Annotated in this window: 15 protein-coding genes and 3 riboswitches; of the genes, 12 read left to right on the top strand and 3 right to left on the bottom strand. The window is 40.6% G+C overall.

The window, feature by feature from the left end:
- Positions 1-186: 186 nt before the first annotated feature.
- A riboswitch (cyclic di-GMP riboswitch) is annotated at positions 187-262 on the top strand.
- Between the two features lie 64 nt (positions 263-326).
- Positions 327-402, top strand: a riboswitch (cyclic di-GMP riboswitch).
- A 33-nt stretch (positions 403-435) separates the two neighbouring features.
- Positions 436-510, top strand: a riboswitch (cyclic di-GMP riboswitch).
- Between the two features lie 12 nt (positions 511-522).
- The 8 genes from BI182_RS11040 (at position 523) to BI182_RS11005 (ending at position 9,726) form a co-directional block, all read left to right on the top strand.
- Positions 523-2,103, top strand: a complete 1,581-nt coding sequence (locus BI182_RS11040) for a glycosyl hydrolase family 28-related protein (RefSeq protein WP_286807886.1) — start codon at positions 523-525, stop codon at positions 2,101-2,103.
- A gap of 219 nt (positions 2,104-2,322) precedes the next feature.
- A complete protein-coding gene (locus BI182_RS11035) occupies positions 2,323-3,336 on the top strand; it encodes an NAD-dependent epimerase (RefSeq protein ID WP_286807880.1) in 1,014 nt (337 codons plus the stop codon).
- Between the two features lie 25 nt (positions 3,337-3,361).
- Positions 3,362-4,528: a nucleotide sugar dehydrogenase gene (locus BI182_RS11030; protein WP_228882546.1), complete on the top strand. Its 1,167-nt coding sequence runs from the start codon at positions 3,362-3,364 to the stop codon at positions 4,526-4,528.
- Between the two features lie 54 nt (positions 4,529-4,582).
- The gene (locus BI182_RS11025) at positions 4,583-5,329 is read left to right on the top strand and encodes a tyrosine-protein phosphatase (RefSeq protein ID WP_228882544.1); all 747 of its coding nucleotides are present in this window, start codon (positions 4,583-4,585) and stop codon (positions 5,327-5,329) included.
- Positions 5,330-5,403: 74 nt separating this feature from the next.
- Positions 5,404-7,272, top strand: coding sequence for a polysaccharide biosynthesis protein (locus BI182_RS11020; RefSeq protein WP_286807868.1), 1,869 nt, complete (start codon positions 5,404-5,406; stop codon positions 7,270-7,272).
- 75 nt (positions 7,273-7,347) lie between these two features.
- The gene (locus tag BI182_RS11015) at positions 7,348-8,307 is read left to right on the top strand and encodes an LCP family protein (RefSeq protein ID WP_070369453.1); all 960 of its coding nucleotides are present in this window, start codon (positions 7,348-7,350) and stop codon (positions 8,305-8,307) included.
- A gap of 41 nt (positions 8,308-8,348) precedes the next feature.
- A complete protein-coding gene (locus BI182_RS11010) occupies positions 8,349-9,041 on the top strand; it encodes a YveK family protein (RefSeq protein ID WP_070369454.1) in 693 nt (230 codons plus the stop codon).
- Between the two features lies 1 nt (position 9,042).
- The gene (locus BI182_RS11005) at positions 9,043-9,726 is read left to right on the top strand and encodes a CpsD/CapB family tyrosine-protein kinase (RefSeq protein WP_228882542.1); all 684 of its coding nucleotides are present in this window, start codon (positions 9,043-9,045) and stop codon (positions 9,724-9,726) included.
- 128 nt (positions 9,727-9,854) lie between these two features.
- Here the strand turns inward: BI182_RS11005 and BI182_RS11000 are convergent, their stop codons facing one another.
- Both BI182_RS11000 and BI182_RS10995 read right to left on the bottom strand, forming a co-directional pair.
- Positions 9,855-11,045 (bottom strand): anaerobic sulfatase maturase, encoded by a 1,191-nt coding sequence (locus BI182_RS11000; protein WP_286807851.1) that lies wholly within the window; start codon positions 11,043-11,045, stop codon positions 9,855-9,857.
- Between the two features lie 5 nt (positions 11,046-11,050).
- Positions 11,051-12,769: a sulfatase family protein gene (locus BI182_RS10995; RefSeq protein WP_286807847.1), complete on the bottom strand. Its 1,719-nt coding sequence runs from the start codon at positions 12,767-12,769 to the stop codon at positions 11,051-11,053.
- Between the two features lie 532 nt (positions 12,770-13,301).
- Here BI182_RS10995 and BI182_RS10990 point away from each other — a divergent pair.
- The 4 genes from BI182_RS10990 (at position 13,302) to BI182_RS10975 (ending at position 17,717) form a co-directional block, all read left to right on the top strand.
- Positions 13,302-14,897, top strand: coding sequence for an ABC-F family ATP-binding cassette domain-containing protein (locus BI182_RS10990; protein ID WP_070369457.1), 1,596 nt, complete (start codon positions 13,302-13,304; stop codon positions 14,895-14,897).
- A 246-nt stretch (positions 14,898-15,143) separates the two neighbouring features.
- Positions 15,144-15,983: a 4Fe-4S binding protein gene (locus BI182_RS10985; RefSeq protein WP_286807842.1), complete on the top strand. Its 840-nt coding sequence runs from the start codon at positions 15,144-15,146 to the stop codon at positions 15,981-15,983.
- 133 nt (positions 15,984-16,116) lie between these two features.
- Positions 16,117-16,662, top strand: a complete 546-nt coding sequence (locus BI182_RS10980) for a hypothetical protein (RefSeq protein WP_148636480.1) — start codon at positions 16,117-16,119, stop codon at positions 16,660-16,662.
- 185 nt (positions 16,663-16,847) lie between these two features.
- Positions 16,848-17,717, top strand: coding sequence for a PAS domain-containing protein (locus BI182_RS10975; RefSeq protein ID WP_286807838.1), 870 nt, complete (start codon positions 16,848-16,850; stop codon positions 17,715-17,717).
- Between the two features lie 59 nt (positions 17,718-17,776).
- Here BI182_RS10975 and BI182_RS10970 read toward each other — a convergent pair whose 3' ends face one another.
- Positions 17,777-18,097, bottom strand: coding sequence for a DUF6618 family protein (locus BI182_RS10970; RefSeq protein WP_148638774.1), 321 nt, complete (start codon positions 18,095-18,097; stop codon positions 17,777-17,779).
- Positions 18,098-18,103 lie beyond the last annotated feature (6 nt).

The following is an 18,103-nucleotide window of genomic DNA, read 5'->3' as shown; positions in this document are numbered from 1 at the left end:
AAACAAGGCATTGACTAGTATCCAAAAATGTGATATAGTGAGCCCAAGAAAAGCAAATATTTTAATATTCGAATATTTGCTCAGTTAAGAGATTGTATGTAAGTGCGATTCAAAAAATGGAACGTATAAAACAATACTTAACAAATCAATTTGATTTGGGGAGTTGTTTAAGGTGCCGTTTATTTTCTACGATAAAAGCAAATTTGGTGAAAGTCAGAGACGCAAAGCTAAAGGGCCTGTAAAATGGCAGCCAGCTACCGAAAGGAAGGTAACATACTCAAAAAAAGCGATTACAAAATTTTAATATTGATCGTGGAATCACTTTCCAACGATAAAGGCAAACCTGTTGAAAAATAGGGACGCAAAGCTAAAGGGCCTGTAAAATGGCAGCCAGTTACCGAAAGGGAAGTTTTTTATTTGCAATTCATCGTTATTCAACGAAAAAGGCAAACCAACTGAAAAGTTGGGACGCAAAGCTAAGGGCCTGTAAAATGGCAGCCGGCTACCGAAAGGAATACCATCATGAAAAAAATATCTGTTTTTTTAGTCACATTATTTGTGTTATTTAGTGTTATGCCAATAAATTCGGCATTTGCAGCCAGAGTCAGACCTCCTAAAAAACCTGTCACAGTTACACAACCCGTGGTGACCGAACCCGTGGTGACCGAACCCGTAGTGACTGAACCCGTAGTGACTGAACCCGTAGTGACTGAACCCGTAGTGACTGAACCAGTTGTCACACCACCAACAACACCAGTGAATCAGGGAGTCAGTGTCAAAGATTTTGGCGCAAAAGGGGATGGCATCACCAATGATACGGCAGCGATTCAAAATGCCATTAATGATGCCAGCAGTAAAAACGTTACCTTGACAATTCCGGCAGGAACCTATGTGGTTACCAGTCAACTGGAAGTCAAGAACAATACCAGAATCAGCGGTTATGGGGCTACCTTGTACATGGCGCCACAGCCGTCAGCCGTAGCAAATATTTTGTGGTCAAATCCGGCTTCATACATTTCAAATGTTACCCTTGAAGGGTTGACACTAAAATCCCAGAACACCATCGCTGGAGCCGACTATTATGCCAACAGCATGATCAGTAACGTTCAGGGAATGTTTTTCCAGGGCATCAGCAATCTGACGATCAAAGATGTTTCGATGGACAGTATGTATGTGGGTCTGAAAATGGGACAATCCGGAAGCAGCCGCAACCAGGGAGTCACCGTCAGCAATCTTAAAATTGATAAAACCGGGATGCCCATTCAGATTTCCGGAACTAACAACTTAACCATGACCGACAGTATTCTTAACGCCAATGATGGCGGAACAAAATGGCTTCATGCAGCTTATATTCGCGGCGATAACAGCAATTTCCTGTTTCGAAACGTCGAGTTCAATAATGCCCCTGGTGGCGGTATTGCTGTAGCTGGTAATGAAAAATTCCCAACCCCACCGGATCACATCGTCTTTGAAAATTGTCGTGTCAAGAACAGCGTTGTCGGGATGCACATCAATACTGGTGCCAATAACGTCACAGTTAAAGGCTTAACCATCACTGGCAGCGGTCTGGGATTCAAAATTGCTGATGCCAACAGCTTAACCATCAGCGATGTCAACATCAGTGGTGCCAAGCCAACAACCACCGATATTGGCGCATTCAGCATCGGCAACAGCTATCAGGCAAGTATTAGCAATGTTACCGTTGACTCAACCGGGATGGCCGGTGCATTGTACTGGTTTATCGGAGAAGTGAAGGATACCACGATCTCTGGAATGAACGTTACAAATGTCAATAAAATTCCGTTAATCAGTGCCAGCAGCACTTCCAAGACAACCAATGTCGTGGTTGAAAACTCCAGCTTCCAGTACAGCAGTATCGACAAATACGGTATCGGATTCAGAGGTGTGGGATCACAGGCCGTGCTGCGAAACAATACCTTTACCAATAGCGGCGCATCCTACTCTTATCTGATTTATAATCCCGAAGGAACCCAGATTCAAGTGTCCAATAATTCTTACAGCGGATTCCAGCGACTGAATTCCAGCTCTGATTTTTCCGTGGCTACCAATAATTTTAATCTGCTGACAGCAAAGGTTGATTAAGAAAAAAGAATAATTGGAATTATTTCTGAAACAAAATAAAAGATCAAGAAAAAATAAGCCGTGCTTTTGCAGGGCTTATTTTTTTGCTGCAAAAGGATAAAAAAGAAAAACTGGTTTTTCGGAATGAATATTCATTAAAATAGTGGTAAGTTACGGCTGAAAGGGGTAAAATACATACAATGGAATATGAATAAGTTTTGAGAAAAAGGCGGAGTAAAAATGAAAATACTAATTACTGGTGTGGCAGGCTTCATTGGTTTTCATTTAGCTAGTTCATTGCTTGGCGAGAATCATCAAATAGTTGGAATTGACAATCTTAATGATTATTACGAACAATCCTTAAAAGAAGATCGTTTGGTTATCTTGAAAAATCATTGCAAGTTTAGTTTCTATCAAGTGGATTTAAAAAATGAAGCTGCAGTCGATCAAGTTTTCGAAACCCATCGACCCGACTATGTGGTTAATCTGGCTGCGCAAGCTGGCGTCCGTTATTCAATCACTAACCCTTATGCCTATCTGGATTCCAACCTTGTGGGATTTATGAATATCCTTGAAGCATGTCGCAATTATCCAGTGGAGCATCTTCTTTATGCCTCATCAAGCTCAGTGTATGGTGGAAATAAACAGGTGCCATTTTCGACCAATCACAATGTCGATCATCCGGTTTCTCTTTACGCTGCGACTAAAAAAGCGAACGAATTGATGGCCCATACCTACAGCCATCTGTTCAATATTCCAACAACCGGCTTACGGTTTTTCACGGTTTATGGACCATATGGAAGGCCTGATATGGCATACTTTTCTTTTGTTCAGGATATTCTAGCCGGAAAACCGATTAAGGTATTTAATCACGGAAAAATGAAACGTGATTTTACTTATATCGATGATATCGTCGCATGTATCAGCAAATTGATTGATAAAATTCCCATTGCCAATCAGAATTGGGATGAAAGGGAGAATGATTTAAGCTCAAGTTTTGCTCCATACAAGATTTATAATATCGGGAATAATAGCCCCGTAGAGTTAATGCGTTTCATTACGATTCTGGAAGATCAGCTGGGAATAAAAGCGGAAAAAATATACATGGATATGCAACCAGGTGATGTATTAATTACCTATGCCGATATCAGCGATCTTGAAAAAGATATCGGTTTTCGACCTGTTACGAGTATTGAAGAGGGTTTAGCTAAGTTTGTCAAATGGTTTAAAGAATATTATAAGATTGATCAATAAATCGATAACGACGGGGGAAAAGAAAATGAAGATAACAATCGCCGGTACCGGATATGTGGGTTTGTCGAACGCCATTTTATTGGCACAGAATAATGAGGTTATTGCACTTGATATTTTAAAAGAAAAAGTCGAGATGATCAATAATAAAAAATCGCCAATTATTGATGATGAAATTGAAGAATATTTAAAAACCAAACAACTGAACTTGCGGGCAACAACAGATAATTATGAAGCGTTCATAGATGCGGAGTATGTAATCATTTCGACACCGACAAACTATGATCCGGAAAAAAATCATTTTAATACCAGAACTGTGGAAGCGGTAATTGCCAATGTTTTGGCGATCAACCCTGACGCAGTAATGATCATAAAATCAACCATACCGGTCGGATATACAGAGGCTATAAAGGAAAAGTTTGAAGCGGAAAACATTATCTTTTCACCGGAATTTTTAAGAGAAGGACATGCGCTGTATGACAATCTTTACCCCTCAAGAATTGTTGTCGGTGAGCAGTCAGAACGGGCCCGCGTTTTTGCTGAATTGCTGGCCCAGGGGGCTTTAAAAAAGGATATTCAAATTCTTTATACAAATTCAACTGAGGCTGAAGCGATAAAACTTTTTGCAAATACCTATTTAGCATTACGGGTTGCATATTTTAATGAATTGGATTCGTATGCCGAGGTAAGAGGTCTTAATACGTATGATATTATCCAGGGAGTGTGCCTGGACCCGCGAATTGGCAATTATTATAACAATCCATCGTTTGGTTATGGTGGTTACTGTCTGCCAAAAGACACCAAGCAATTACTCGCAAATTATGCTGATATTCCCCAGAACATTATGTCGGCAATTGTGGACGCCAATCGCACCAGAAAAGACCATATCGCAGATATGATAATCAAAAGAAAACCGAAAATAGTGGGGATTTATCGGTTGACAATGAAGACAAACTCTGACAATTTTCGGGAATCGGCGATTCAAGGCGTGATGAAGCGTATTAAGGCAAAGGGGATTGAGGTGGTTGTCTATGAACCTTCCCTTGAAGAAAGTGACTTCTTCAATTCCAGAGTGATAAAAGATCTTAATGAGTTTAAAGAAATAGCTGATGTAATTGTGACGAATCGTCTGTCAGAAGAAATAAAAGATGTTGTTGATAAGGTATATACCAGGGATTTGTTCAGTCGGGATTAACAAAAAGGATCGCTTAACAGACTATCCAGCGAAAGGATTATAAAGAGTGTGATTATGATTGATACACATATACATATGGTGCCTGGGGTTGACGATGGGGCTACAGATCTGGAAATGGCAATTCAGATGATGCAGCTGGCAATAAATGACGGCGTTAATGAAATGATCGTGACCCCCCATTTTAATTTGCCAACTTACCATAATCAAAATGTGGATGAGCAGTACCAATTGCTGATAGATTATATCGAGCGAGAGAACATTGATTTTAAACTACATTTGGGTAATGAAATATATCTAAGCGAAGAAACCATGGCAGGGATCAAGCGGGGACTCGCCCATACGATGGGAAACAGCCGGTTTTTGCTTGTGGAATTACCCTTATACCATTACTACCCGTTTCATGAATCCATGCTTTTCGAATTACAGGAAAGTGGCTATAAGGTTGTCCTGGCCCATGTTGAGCGATATGAGGTTTTCGCAAGACGACCAGAAAAGCTGGCAGCTTTAAACGAACGGGGAATTTATTCCCAAATCACATCACAATATATTATGGATGGAAAAACAAGAAGAAAGGCCCTAAAATGGATTGAAAGTGGTTTGATTTATATTATAGCATCCGATGGACATGATTTAGTCAAGCGTCCACCGGTCATGAAACGGGCATATGAAATTGTCGTAAAAGTGTTTGGTGAAGAATGCGGACAAATGCTTTTTTATGAAAATCCCGGGATGATGATCAGAGATCGAGAACTGATGGTGCCTGTGCTGAAAAAGAAACGGTTTGGATTTCACCGTCAGTAGTATAATATTTCTGAATTCAGTAAAAAGCTTAGCAAAAATTGTCAAAATTATTCTGTCAAAAAGTGAGGTAGTCGATGGAAACGAAACTAAGCAGGCAGTTGTTTTTAATTGCAGCAGACATATTGGCAGTGAACGCTGCATTCTTGTTTACATTATTTTTGCATTTTGAAGGAGACATTCCTTCAGAAGTAATTAGTATTTATTTAAGCAGTGTTTTTATCTTAACGGTCGGAAAGCTGCTAATTTATCGATTCTTCGATTTATATAACAGTTTATGGTCTTATGCTTCGGTGGAAGAGTTGATTAAGATTTTGCTGGCGGTGATCGTCGCCAACGTGTTTGGAACGGCTTATCTTTTCTATATGGGCGAAAGACTATATTTTGGTATTTATCTAACCAGTATGCTTTTTGAAATTGCATTTGTCAGCAGTGGCCGTTTTAGCTATCGCTTGGTGCGAAGTTTAAAAAACCGAAAAATCTTTATGAAGCAGGATGTCCAGAAGAAAATATTGATCATTGGAAGTGGTGCGACGGCGACATTGATTGCCACAGAAATTAAGAATCATGCATTAAGCTACGGACAAGTTGTGGGATTTATTGATGAAGATGCCAAAAAATTAAATAAAACAATTGCTGGCGTTAAGGTTCTGGGTAATAACTATGATATTGGCAGTATTGTTCATAAGTTCAATATCAATGAAATTATTATTGCAACACCGACAGCAGATCCAACGACACTCCGAATGATCATCAGTGAATGTAAACGTACGCCTGCCAAGGTACGAATTGTTCCGGGAATTCGTGAAATGATTGATGGTCAGGTCTCGTTAAGTAAAATTCGAGATGTCGAGATTGAGGATTTGCTTGGCAGAGAAACGGTAAATCTTAATATCAGAGAAGTTGTCAGTTATCTTGAAGGCAAAATTATTATGGTAACGGGTGGTGGCGGTTCGATCGGTTCTGAATTATGCAGACAGATTGCCAGATTCAATCCGGGGAAATTGATTATTCTGGATAATTATGAGAATAATGCCTATGAAATACAAAATGAACTGATTAATGATTACGAAAATAAAATCAATCTGGATGTGATTATCGCTTCGGTAAGAGATCGGGATGATGTTTTTGCGATTATTGAAGCCTACCATCCCGATGTTATCTTTCATGCGGCAGCACACAAACATGTACCCTTAATGGAGCGTTCGCCCTGGGAAGCGATTAAAAATAATGTCTTTGGAACAAAAAATGTTGCGGAAGCGGCCCATGAGTTTGGGGTAGATCGCTTTGTTATGGTTTCGACAGACAAAGCCGTTAACCCGACCAATATAATGGGTGCCAGTAAACGGATCTGTGAAATGATTATTCAAGGTTTAGCCAGGCAAAGTAAAACAAAGTTTACGGCTGTTCGCTTTGGTAACGTCCTCGGTAGCAATGGTTCAGTAGTTCCCCTATTTAAGAAACAGATTAAAGAAGGCGGTCCGGTTACTGTAACGCATAAAGAAATTATCCGATACTTTATGACCATCCCGGAAGCGGCGCAACTCGTAATTCAATCGGGTGCGATTGCAAAAGGCGGAGAGATATTTGTGCTTGATATGGGGCAACCTGTAAAAATATTTGATCTGGCAGTCGACCTGATTAAACTCTCGGGATTAAAGCTGAATGAAGACATCGAAATAGAAATCATTGGATTGCGACCAGGAGAAAAACTCTATGAAGAACTATTAATGGATGAAGAGTGGCTGAAAGAGACCTGCTTCGAAAAAATTAGAGTGGGTAAGCCGGGAGATATTGACTACACATTACTTAAGAAGTCACTTGAAGAGTTAAGACCCTATCTAAAAGCATCGAATAAAAAAGCGCTGATCAGTATGGTGAAAAATATTGTTCCTACCTACAAAGACAGTGACGAGGTTAATAACAATGGTAATTATCTGAAATAGATAAAGCGTTGTTCGATCAGCGATTGCAAGCTATTTGGGTTCAGGCAAGTTTAACTGAGAAAGGAATCAAACGCCATGAAAAATAAAAAATTGGTTATAATTCTATTGAGTGTTCTATTTCTGGTAATTATGGCCAGCCTGCTCATATTTGCTCGTGCAAACAATGGATCCTTGTTTTCGGCCAATACTCAAAATGCAGACACAGATACTGAAGCGGATGCAGGATCGATTGAGGATGTTTTGAATCAGAACAACGAAGATTTGCTTGAACTGACAGATACGAGAAAAACGGTTATCTTTGCAATTTATGGAACTGATGAGCGATCTGATGAAACCGGACGAAGTGATATTATCATGGTTGTGATGTACGATCCAACACAACAAAAAATGGTCATGGCTTCGTTACCAAGAGATTTGCGGGTTAATATTCCCGGTTATGGTTTGGATAAAATTAATCATGCCTTTGCTTATGGTGGCAGAGAATTGAGCAATCAGACCATTGAGGAGTTGCTGGGCATAAAACTGGACTTTTCAGTGAAATTGGATTTTGATACATTTGCCAAAATCATCAACGATGCTGGGGGCGTCGAAGTCACCGCACAAAAGGATTTCTATAAAAATGAAAATCAATTAGTTATCAGTCAGGGTGAGCAAGTTTTAAACGGTAAAAATGCATTATTTTATGTCAGATTTCGCAGTGATAGCGACGGCGACTATGGCCGGATCGCCAGACAGCAGGAAGTGGTTAAGTCATTAATGAAGAAACTGTCAACGATGAGTCTGAAAAAAAAGCTGCAATTGATTGAAACCTACTATAATAATGGTGTTGAGACTGATGTTAATGTTTCGAAGCTTAAAGAGTATCTCAATATGAGCGGCGGGGACACAAATCTGAGTTTTGAAAATTATCGATTAAAAACATATTCCGAAATTATTGATGGGTTATGGTATGAATTGTACAGTCAGGAAGATCTGGATACAATCAAAAACCTGTTTAAAGTTAATGAAGATATTAATCAAGAAAACTGGAAATAGAAACTGTAAAACATACCTGGTCTTTAAGAAAGGAGAACAGCATGGAAACAACAAAGGAAGTCAATTTTAAAGAACTTTTAGAGATTATTATTAAAAAATGGTGGCTCATTCTGTTGCTGACCATTGTCGGTTTCGGGTCAGCTTATCTTTACACAGTAAAATATGTAACCCCGATCTATGAAGCAAATACAGTTTTGTACATTGGTCAGGAGGGCGGTAGTTTGGGGTCAATAGATGTATCATTAGGCCAATTAAATGCTAATAGTCAACTACTTGTTGATTACAAGCAAATTGCCTCCACCCGATTGGTAATAAATGAGGTAATAAAAAACTTGGGATTGACTATTTCTTACGATGAATTTAAAGATAACGTTATTATTCAGAGTGTTTCCGATTCCCGTCTTTTCACAGTTGGGTTTAGAAACTCGGATCCCCAAGTTGCCAAACAGATTGCCGATGAACTGGCTAAACAATTGACGGTGGCGGTATTACAAATTGTCGGCGTAGAGAATATCAGAATTCTGGATCAGGCGCTGGTACCGCAGGCACCTATTTCGCCTAATGTTCTTCTTAATGCCGTTATTGGCGGTTTATTGGGATTCTTCATTTCATTATTTGTAATTATTTTGATGTTTCTGATGAATGATACGATTAGAAATGATGAAGACATTGAAAATTTGATTGGCGTGTCAGTTTTAGGGGATATCCCAGAATTTAAAGGGGAGGCTCGATAATATGGATTCACAAAATTTAATCACACTAAGCGACCCCACATCATTTATAACTGAAAGTTATAAATTATTGCGGACAAATTTGAATTTTAAAAATTTGAATAATCGTTATCAGGTGATGCTGGTAACGAGTGCTGGTAAAGAAGAAGGGAAAAGTACCACCATTTCAAACCTGGCGGTAACATTTGCCCAGGCCGATAAACGGGTGTTACTAATCGACGCTGATTTACGGTTACCTCAGATCAGTACCATTTTTAATATTAATAAGAGAAAGAATGGTTTATCCAATATGTTGGTGGATGAATTACCGCTGGAGTCCCTTGTAAATAAAATAGAAAAACTTGAAAAATTGGAAATTTTAACCGCTGGAAACAAACATGTTTCACCGACCGAACTGCTGAATTCAGAAGCATTTGAAACATTCATTAAAAAATGTCGAGAAGAATACGATGTTATTCTTATTGATACCCCACCTGTGTTAAGTTTTGCCGACGCAAGTATTATTTCAAATGTTGTCGATGGGGTTTTGTTGGTAATTGCCGCCCACTCCACAAAAAAAGCAACAATTATTGAAGCAAAAAAAAATCTCGACAAGGTTGGGGCAGCTGTCATTGGTGTTATCCTGACTAAAGTGAAATTCAAGAAAAACGCAAATTACTACCGCTATAATGCTGACAAAGCGAAGTGAACACCGAATTTTAAATCATCGTTAACAAAAAATAATTCAGGAAGTTGGAACAATAAGGAGGTGTCATCTGACACCTCCTTATTGTTCCCGAAGAATTGATGTAAACAGGGTTTAAAGTTGACGATCACTCAAAATATAAGCGGAATTGATTGATCACCGGAGTGCTTTTTTATATGCTTAAAAAACTGCCGATACCCTTCGCATAAATAGTTTTTGCCTTTTTGATTGTCTCTTGATAAAAGAAACCGATCTTTCGGACAGCCCCCAAAACAAAGTCGGATATGATCACAATCCAGGCATTCGTCAGGCAGTCCTAAGGTTTTGTGCATACCAAAGGAGCGATTTTTCTCCATTAAGTCTGCTAGTGGCGTTTCAAGAATATTGCCAAGCTTATACGCTTCAAAAGCATAACGGTCGCAGCAAAAAAGATCCCCATTCATTTCCAGAACGCCAGCGTGGCCGCAAAGCGCTTCATGAACGCAGACACCAGCAGGGTGATTATTTAAATTAGCCAGCGTCGATTCAATAATCTGGACATATTTTTCCCCCAAATCCAATTTTCTCCACAAATCAAAAACTGTGCAGAGAAAGGTGCCATAGTCTTTGGCGGTGACCGAAAAATCTGTTACTGGATGCATCATGGAGGGGGAATGGAGTCCAGCGGGCATGGCAAACCGCTGTCCGGAGGCGTTTTCATAGCTGGCTGGCAAACATTCGACGACTGGCAAAAATTGCATATAGTCAGTGAGCTCTCGAAGAAACAGATAAACGTCCTCGGGATGGTGCGAATTAATGGTATTGACAGTTGTCAGTGTATTATAAGCGACACCGTGTTTTTGAAGCAGTTTGATACCAGCCATGGTCTGTTCAAACGTGTTGCCGAAACGATTTTTTCGATAACGGTTATGAAGATCAGCATGACCGTCGATACTGACACCAATCAGAAAATGATTGGCCGCAAAAAACGCGCACCAGGCATCCGTCAGCAAGGTAGCATTTGTTTGGAGGGTGTTGCGGATGATTCGGCCAGGGCCATATTGGTTTTGGTAATTCAATGCTTGTATGTAAAAATCAAGGGGAGCCAGGGTTGGTTCACCACCGTGCCAGGCAAACTCGACAACTGCGTTGTTCCCATGAATGGCGAAATTCTGACGGATATACGCCTTAAGCACTACATCTGACATAAGTTTTGTTTGTTGAGCCATCAGATCCTGCTTTTCCAGGTAATAACAATAGCGGCAGCTAAGATTACAGGATGCGCCAATGGGTTTGGCCATGATGGCATAAGTCCTGGAATCCGGGGGATATCGTTTTTTCATGACCATCAATTCGGAGTTTTGTTGATCTGAGCAATGACAGCGGTGGCTTCACTGCCATCATCAACACCGATCTCTGCTGTGATCAGGGTATTAAGCTGATTATTCAGTTCCATAATCAGAGCAGCATTAGTGTCTTGGTCTGCGGCCAGGTTGACTAATTCATCGGGGTCTTTTTCCAGATCAAACAGCTGAACATCATTATTGGCATACAATGCTTCCATGGTTGTTGGTAGATTGAAATTGAGTGGTGAAAAATAGCGGGCAAATTTGTATTTTTCAGTGGTTATTCCACGGACAAAGCCACGTTTGGAATAGTCAATCGTATAGCTGGTGACACCGGTTGTTGGGTCAGTGGTTTGCATCATATCGCTGTCGATCATTGAGATCATTTCGTAGGCAAATAAAGCTCCCGTTCTTATTTTTGTTTGGCTGCCATCAAGCAGATCCATCATACTGCTGCCGGGAAGCCCAGCAGAAAGCTCGGCTTTTTTAGTATCTGACAGATTGGTCATATCAATGAAGGTGGGTGCCAGGTCGAGGTGGCTGGTTACCGCATCAATGGTATTGCCTCCTTCATATTCAGGGTGCACGATAATCAGGGGAACGTGGATGTTGTTTTCGTATATAAAACCGCCTTTTCCCCGGAGTCCATTGGCTCCCTGCATATCACCGTGGTCGCTGGTAAAGACGATGATGGTATTATCCAGCATTTCCAGATTGGATAGTTCAGATAAAATATTATAGAGCTGGCCATCATTGTCCTGAATACAATTATAATAATAATCCTGGAAATTTTCCCAACGGCTGGCCTCGACGGGAATTTCGCCCACCCGACGGTTCCATAAATCAAAATATTCCAATTCAGCCGGGACTCTGCCAGGAGCATCAATAGCCTGAGACCAGCTAGACGGAATTTCCGCCTTGGGGTAACTGGTTTCATAAATTGTATTAACCGGAGCTCCGGCAATAGCAAAGGTTGTTTGGCCAGTGTCCTGTACGGCGACACCGTCTGAATCAGTGTTATAATACATAATATCGTGGGGATTCACGAGATTGACGGCCAGGAAGAAGGACTGTCCGGAGGCATTGGTAGCCGATCCTTTTGAGCGCAGCCAGCTGACCGTATCTCCAGCAATGTTGCTATCTTGCATATAGCCCTGCTGAAGCTGTCCAACAATATCACCCTGGGCATTCCAGTCAGAAAACCCGTAGCCCAGCAGCCCATTCTGCTCCTGCATGGCGGGTTGGCTGGTATCATCAAAAACACTGGTGTCGCCCATGTGCCACTTGCCTTTAAATGCCGAGTAGTATCCAGCTGAGAGCATCCGGTCACCGACCGTGGTGAGATTTTCAGAAATCGGCTCCTGCCAGGGTGATTCAGTATTGTCAATCATCAGCGTATCCGTGATGTGGGTGCCAGTGTAAATGACAGATCGGGATGAGGTGGAGACATTGCTGCAGGTATAATGTTTTTCAAAGGTAGTTCCCTTTTTTTTTAGCAGTTCCCGGGCTTTGTAATTGGTGCCAGCCGGGAATTCATCAAAATAATGCTCCTGATCGACTGTTACAAAGACAATGTTATAATTGCCATCGTTATTAGGCTGGGCATCGAGATGAGCGATTCTTTGATCAATGGGCTGGTTGCCCGTGTTTTGTGCGCAGCTTGAGACACCCAGCAACGAGGTTGCCAGTGTGAGACCTAATGCTGCTTTTTTAATGTTCATTTAAAGACCTCCTGATCTATAATTTTGAGTATCCGACTTAGCCAACAGTAAAAGGATAATTAATTTGTGTGTAGTGCCCAGTCAATGATTGCTGTTAACCCCAATATACCCAGACGAATCCGTGATAATCATCTCATCATGGAAAGCAAACAGCTTTGCTGATATTAAGAAAGAATATTCGGGTTTAGTGGGGAATGGTTGTTTTTTAAATCAAAAAGAACAATCACAGTGGCAACGTATCTGGATACATTTAAGAATATGATATTATTTTGCAAAAAGACTGGATAAAAAATGATAAAAAGGATATAATAAAGTGGCTTATGATAGAGGTTCTTTGTCAGTGATCTGATAAAGGCCTCTTCTTTACGGAACGGCAACAAAATGATGAAATACAAATTTGCAGATTAATGCGGCGATTGTACAAAAAACTGGCACCTGCTACTGGAAGCGAGTAAAATCAGGTAGTTTTAAAAAGTCACAATGAGATTATTTTACAGGGGTTGCCAATTAAATCAATGGAGGATTATAAAAAATGATAACAGTATCAGAACTAAGCTTAAATTTTAGCGGAACAAATCTTTTTTCCAATGTAAATATAAAGTTTACCCCGGGGAATTGTTATGGGGTCATTGGAGCGAACGGGGCTGGAAAAACCACTTTTTTGAAAATTTTATCAGGCGAAATTGAACCATCCACCGGGAATGTCTTTATCCCCGAGCACATGCGGATGTCGGTCTTAAAGCAGGATCATTATGCTTATGATGCGTATTCAGTTTTGGATACCATCATGATGGGGAATCAACGTTTGTATTCGGTTATGAAAGAAAAAGATGCCCTGTATATGAAAGAAGATTTTTCTGATGAGGACGGTATCCGGGCTGGCGAACTGGAAGGTGAATTTGCCGAAATGGGCGGTTGGGAAGCCGAATCCGATGCGTCCCGTATCATTCAGGGGCTTGGTCTGGGGGTCGAAATTCTTGATGCCAATATGGACAGCCTGACTGGTAACGAAAAGGTCAAGGTTTTACTGGCCCAGGCCTTGTTTGGCAAGCCGGAAATCATCTTACTGGATGAGCCCACTAACCATTTGGATATTCAGGCCGTCGAATGGCTGGAAGAATTTTTGATGGATTATGAGGGAACGGTTATTGTGGTATCCCATGACCGTTATTTCTTAAATAACGTCTGTACCCATATCGTCGATATCGACTTCGGTAAGATTAAGGTTTATGTCGGAAATTATGATTTCTGGTATGAGTCCAGTCAGTTGATTCAGCGCCTAATCAAAGATCAGAACAAGAAAAATGAAGATAAGGCCAAAGAGCTCCAGAACTTTATCGCCCGGTTCTCAGCCAATAAATCCAAATCCAAACAGGCCACATCCCGTAAGAAAATGTTGGATAAACTGAATATTGAAGACATGCCGTCTTCATCCCGAAAATATCCCTGGGTTGGCTTCCAGATTGATCGGGAACCCGGTAAAGAAATTTTAACGGTTGAGCATTTATCAAAAACCATCGATGGCGTCAAAGTTCTTAATAACGTCAGTTTTCGGGTTAACAAAGAAGATAAGATCGCTTTTGTTGCTGACAACGAGATTGCCATGACGACCTTGTTTAAAATTCTGATGGAAGAAATTGAACCAGATGAAGGCAGTTTTAAATGGGGGGTCAGTACCACCCAGTCGTATTTCCCGAAAGATAACAGCGATTATTTTAATGGATGCACATTAAATATTTGTCAATGGCTACAGCAGTATACCGAAGAAATTACGGAAACCTATATCCGGGGTTTTCTGGGACGGATGCTTTTTTCTGGCGATGATATTTATAAAGAGGTTCAGGTTCTGTCTGGGGGCGAAAAGGTACGTTGTATGCTGTCCAAAATGATGATGTTTGGTTCAAACGTTTTAGTCCTGGATCAACCGACCAATCACCTGGATCTGGAATCCATTACCGCCGTTAATAATGGTCTGATTGATTTTAAAGGGATCTTACTTTTTGCCAGCCATGACCATCAGTTTATGCAAACCGTAGCGAATCGCATTATTGAAATCAGAGAAGAAGGCATCATTGATCGTCTCTCGACGTATGATGAATTCATTGAATACAAAAAAAGTCTGGCCTAGTATCATATCAAGCGCACTGCCAATGGTAAATTTACCCTTGGCAGTGCGTTTTTCTGTTTTATAATGATGTCATCTGATCCGAAAAAATAAAAGATTCAAATGATGTGGCTGGTCAGACGTCCGTAAAAAGTTGTGTGGAATTGTTGATTATTTAACGATTTGTGTATTAACTCACAACATAAAAATTTACAAAGTCATAAGATTAGTTTATAATTAAATCGATATGATGAATCGAGAGAGGCTAAAATGGACAAAATAGAATTAATACAGCTAGCTGAAGACTTTATAGCAAATTCAGCTGATAATCGGATAAAAATGGACAGTAAAGCACCCATTGAATTAGTCGGTGAAAAAATATATGATCCGCCAATTTTTGGTTTTTGTGAAGCGAGTGATGAGGTGTTTGCAGTTCTCAAAAACCCCGAAGTGATTGGCTGCCATTTCCGGAATCCCCGGGAGTGGTTGCCGACAGCACAAACTGTGATCTCATTTTTTCTGCCCTATAGTGAAGCTGTCAAAGCCAGCAATCGGGAACAAAAAATCTGGCCCTCCTGGGGATGGTTAGTTGGTCGGGTTGAAGGCCACCGCTTGTTACGTACCCTGTTATCAAAAATGGAGTTACACTTAAGAAAGGCTGGTTATGCTTCAGTCATTCCGACTATGGATAAAAAGTTTTTCAGCATTACCGAACCCATTGAAGAACTTTGTGGTGAGCCGCTGGCCTTCACAAGTAACTGGTCAGAACGCCACATCGCTTACCTTGCCGGACTGGGAACTTTTGGTCTTTCAAAAGGATTAATCACGAAAAAGGGTATTGCTGGCAGATTTGGCAGCCTGGTGACTGAACTGCAGTTGGAACCCAATGGGCGACCATATGAAATTTATAACGCCTATTGTACGCAGTGCGGAGCGTGTGTTAAGCAATGCCCGGTGAAAGCCATTTCAATTGAAAAAGGAAAAGATCATCGTTTATGCAGCATTTTTTTGGATAAAACTGCAGAAAAATACAAACCTCGATATGGTTGTGGTAAATGCCAGGTCAATGTTCCCTGTGAAAATGGCATACCAGGTCAAAAAAATAATTAGTATCGTCAAACAAAATTTCGTTTGTGTTTGGACGATATGCGATGATTAGTAAGAATGAGAAAAGCGTAAAAAACGTCGTTGGCTGTAATCTCAGAAATCCAACCAGTTTAGCTTAAAAATATGGAGTTTAATCATGCTTGCAAAAAAGTATCAGAAGCTTGAAGAATTAGAAAAAGTGATCGAGTTTACCTATCCCGGAATTACCTTGCTGATTCGTGATTGCAATCTCGGTGAATTAGGGAAAAAATACCAGGTCGGGATGGTGTTAAAGGAACTGGGATTTACCGATGCCAGTTTGCGCCGGGGTGGTATGGTAACGACCCATCGTCTGGCAATTCTTTCAAATCATTATGCAAACATGCAATCTTATGAGCATGACACCCATTGGGGGCTTTGTGTGATGGAGGCAGGCTCGCATTTCAAAGTGTTGGATACCTTTACTCAGGGTGATAAAACCCAGATTATCCTACTTCATCTGCCCGAAAAAGGCTGGGAGGTTTTCGACACTGTGGCAACAAACATTGATCAGCAGGTTGTGGAAATTGTCCGGGAAGGATTTACACATTGTCTTGAACTTCCACCAATTCCTGAACTGACTACCCAGAGCTGGCTCAAACGTTGCCACTATCCCATTGGTATGTCTGAGAAAGGCGATTATTTTCCCCTCACTACCGACTGAATTATTTTTTTCTCGAATCCGAATCACAAGAATAATGGTGACATTATATCTTGTGATTTTTTTATCCTACTTATCACACAAAATGACCTGATGATTGAAACGGCTGTTTTGGGGTAAATAGAAGAATATAACACTGCGATTTGGAATTGGATAGAAAATGAAATCATGAATTTAAGGTAGATGAGGTGAGTAAATTGGATGATCATCGAACGGGTCAAATCAAAAAAAATGACGCTTTTTTTGAAGAACTATTTCGAAATAATACTGAAATAATGCTGTTGATTGATCCAGAGTCCCTCAAAATTGAAGACTGCAACATTTCTGCCTGTGAATTTTATGGAAAATCCCATGATAAGATGATCACATCTAAAATTACCCACTTTAATTGCCTCAGTGAAGAGCAACTGAAGAAAGAAATTACTCGGGCCAAAAATAAAGAACGGAAGCAGTTCTATTTTAAACAGCTTCGTGCGAATGGCGAAATCTGTGATGTTGAAGTGCGAACAAGTCCGGTAGCGCTAGAAGGCAGAAATTATTTACTTTCGATTGTGACAGATATTTCCGGATTGCAACTTGACAGTGATTTATTGCGACAGGAAAATACGCTCTTAGAAAAGCGGGTTGCGGAACGAATCGATGATCTGAATGAACTGAATAATCAGCTAATCGTTGCAAAAGCTGAATTAGAACGGGAAATGGTCTTCATTAACGCATTGTTTGAGAGCATTCCTGGTTATCTGTACGTTTATGATGAAACCGGAAAGCTGATTAAATGGAATAAAAAACATGAAGAAATGACTGGCTATTCAGCTGAAGAGCTGGCTCACATGACCCTGGATCAGTGGTTTGAAGGTGAGGATTTAATTAGAGTCATGGCAGCGGTTGAAGCGGTATATAAAACAGGTTATGGCGAGGTCGACGCTAACCTGATTACTAAGGGTGGTGTTGTCCGTCAAATTAAAAGCACCACCATCCGGCATTTTATTTTAACCGGAATAGCGGAAAAAAGATCTAATAAAGCATATTATAAACACCTGATTCGGCAGATTAAATAAACAGCGATATTAATGGAGCAAATTAAAAGATCTAAAAAAGCAGGTTTCCCTGCTTTTAATCAGATGGCGAGATGGGATTTAAGGGCTTTTAAAGCACAGATGATGCTGATGGCATCGGGTTCTGATAAATCCGGATTATTCATAGTAAGCCGTTCCAGATTCCAGAAGGTATCGTTTAAACTGGCAAGCGGGGTCGATACCCCCAGATCCGGGATGCATAAAAAGTGGCCGTGGGAATAGGTGCCGCAAATGATATGAAAAGAGCTGTTTCGGGCGGTCACGGTCAGCTCATAGGGGTTAACGGTTGTGATCAGACTAACCTGTCCTTTCCAGGACGCAATCCCTGACAGGTTTTTAGAACAACAGTAATCAAAAGTCATGCCTGC

It is taken from the genome of Acetobacterium sp. MES1, assembly GCF_002237635.1.
Lineage (GTDB): Bacteria > Bacillota > Clostridia > Eubacteriales > Eubacteriaceae > Acetobacterium > Acetobacterium wieringae.
Note: the sequence above shows the minus strand (reverse complement) of the source record. Positions and strands in the feature narration are given on the sequence as shown.

Coding starts and splice junctions, on each gene's coding strand:
- BI182_RS11000 (WP_286807851.1), bottom strand. CDS start 11,045: ATGAAAAAACGATATCCCCCGGATTCCAGGACTTATGCCATCATGGCC.
- BI182_RS10980 (WP_148636480.1), top strand. CDS start 16,117: ATGCTTGCAAAAAAGTATCAGAAGCTTGAAGAATTAGAAAAAGTGATC.
- BI182_RS10990 (WP_070369457.1), top strand. CDS start 13,302: ATGATAACAGTATCAGAACTAAGCTTAAATTTTAGCGGAACAAATCTT.
- BI182_RS11010 (WP_070369454.1), top strand. CDS start 8,349: ATGGAAACAACAAAGGAAGTCAATTTTAAAGAACTTTTAGAGATTATT.
- BI182_RS10995 (WP_286807847.1), bottom strand. CDS start 12,769: ATGAACATTAAAAAAGCAGCATTAGGTCTCACACTGGCAACCTCGTTG.
- BI182_RS11040 (WP_286807886.1), top strand. CDS start 523: ATGAAAAAAATATCTGTTTTTTTAGTCACATTATTTGTGTTATTTAGT.
- BI182_RS11020 (WP_286807868.1), top strand. CDS start 5,404: ATGGAAACGAAACTAAGCAGGCAGTTGTTTTTAATTGCAGCAGACATA.
- BI182_RS11030 (WP_228882546.1), top strand. CDS start 3,362: ATGAAGATAACAATCGCCGGTACCGGATATGTGGGTTTGTCGAACGCC.
- BI182_RS10985 (WP_286807842.1), top strand. CDS start 15,144: ATGGACAAAATAGAATTAATACAGCTAGCTGAAGACTTTATAGCAAAT.
- BI182_RS11015 (WP_070369453.1), top strand. CDS start 7,348: ATGAAAAATAAAAAATTGGTTATAATTCTATTGAGTGTTCTATTTCTG.
- BI182_RS11035 (WP_286807880.1), top strand. CDS start 2,323: ATGAAAATACTAATTACTGGTGTGGCAGGCTTCATTGGTTTTCATTTA.
- BI182_RS10970 (WP_148638774.1), bottom strand. CDS start 18,097: ATGACTTTTGATTACTGTTGTTCTAAAAACCTGTCAGGGATTGCGTCC.
- BI182_RS11025 (WP_228882544.1), top strand. CDS start 4,583: ATGATTGATACACATATACATATGGTGCCTGGGGTTGACGATGGGGCT.
- BI182_RS11005 (WP_228882542.1), top strand. CDS start 9,043: ATGGATTCACAAAATTTAATCACACTAAGCGACCCCACATCATTTATA.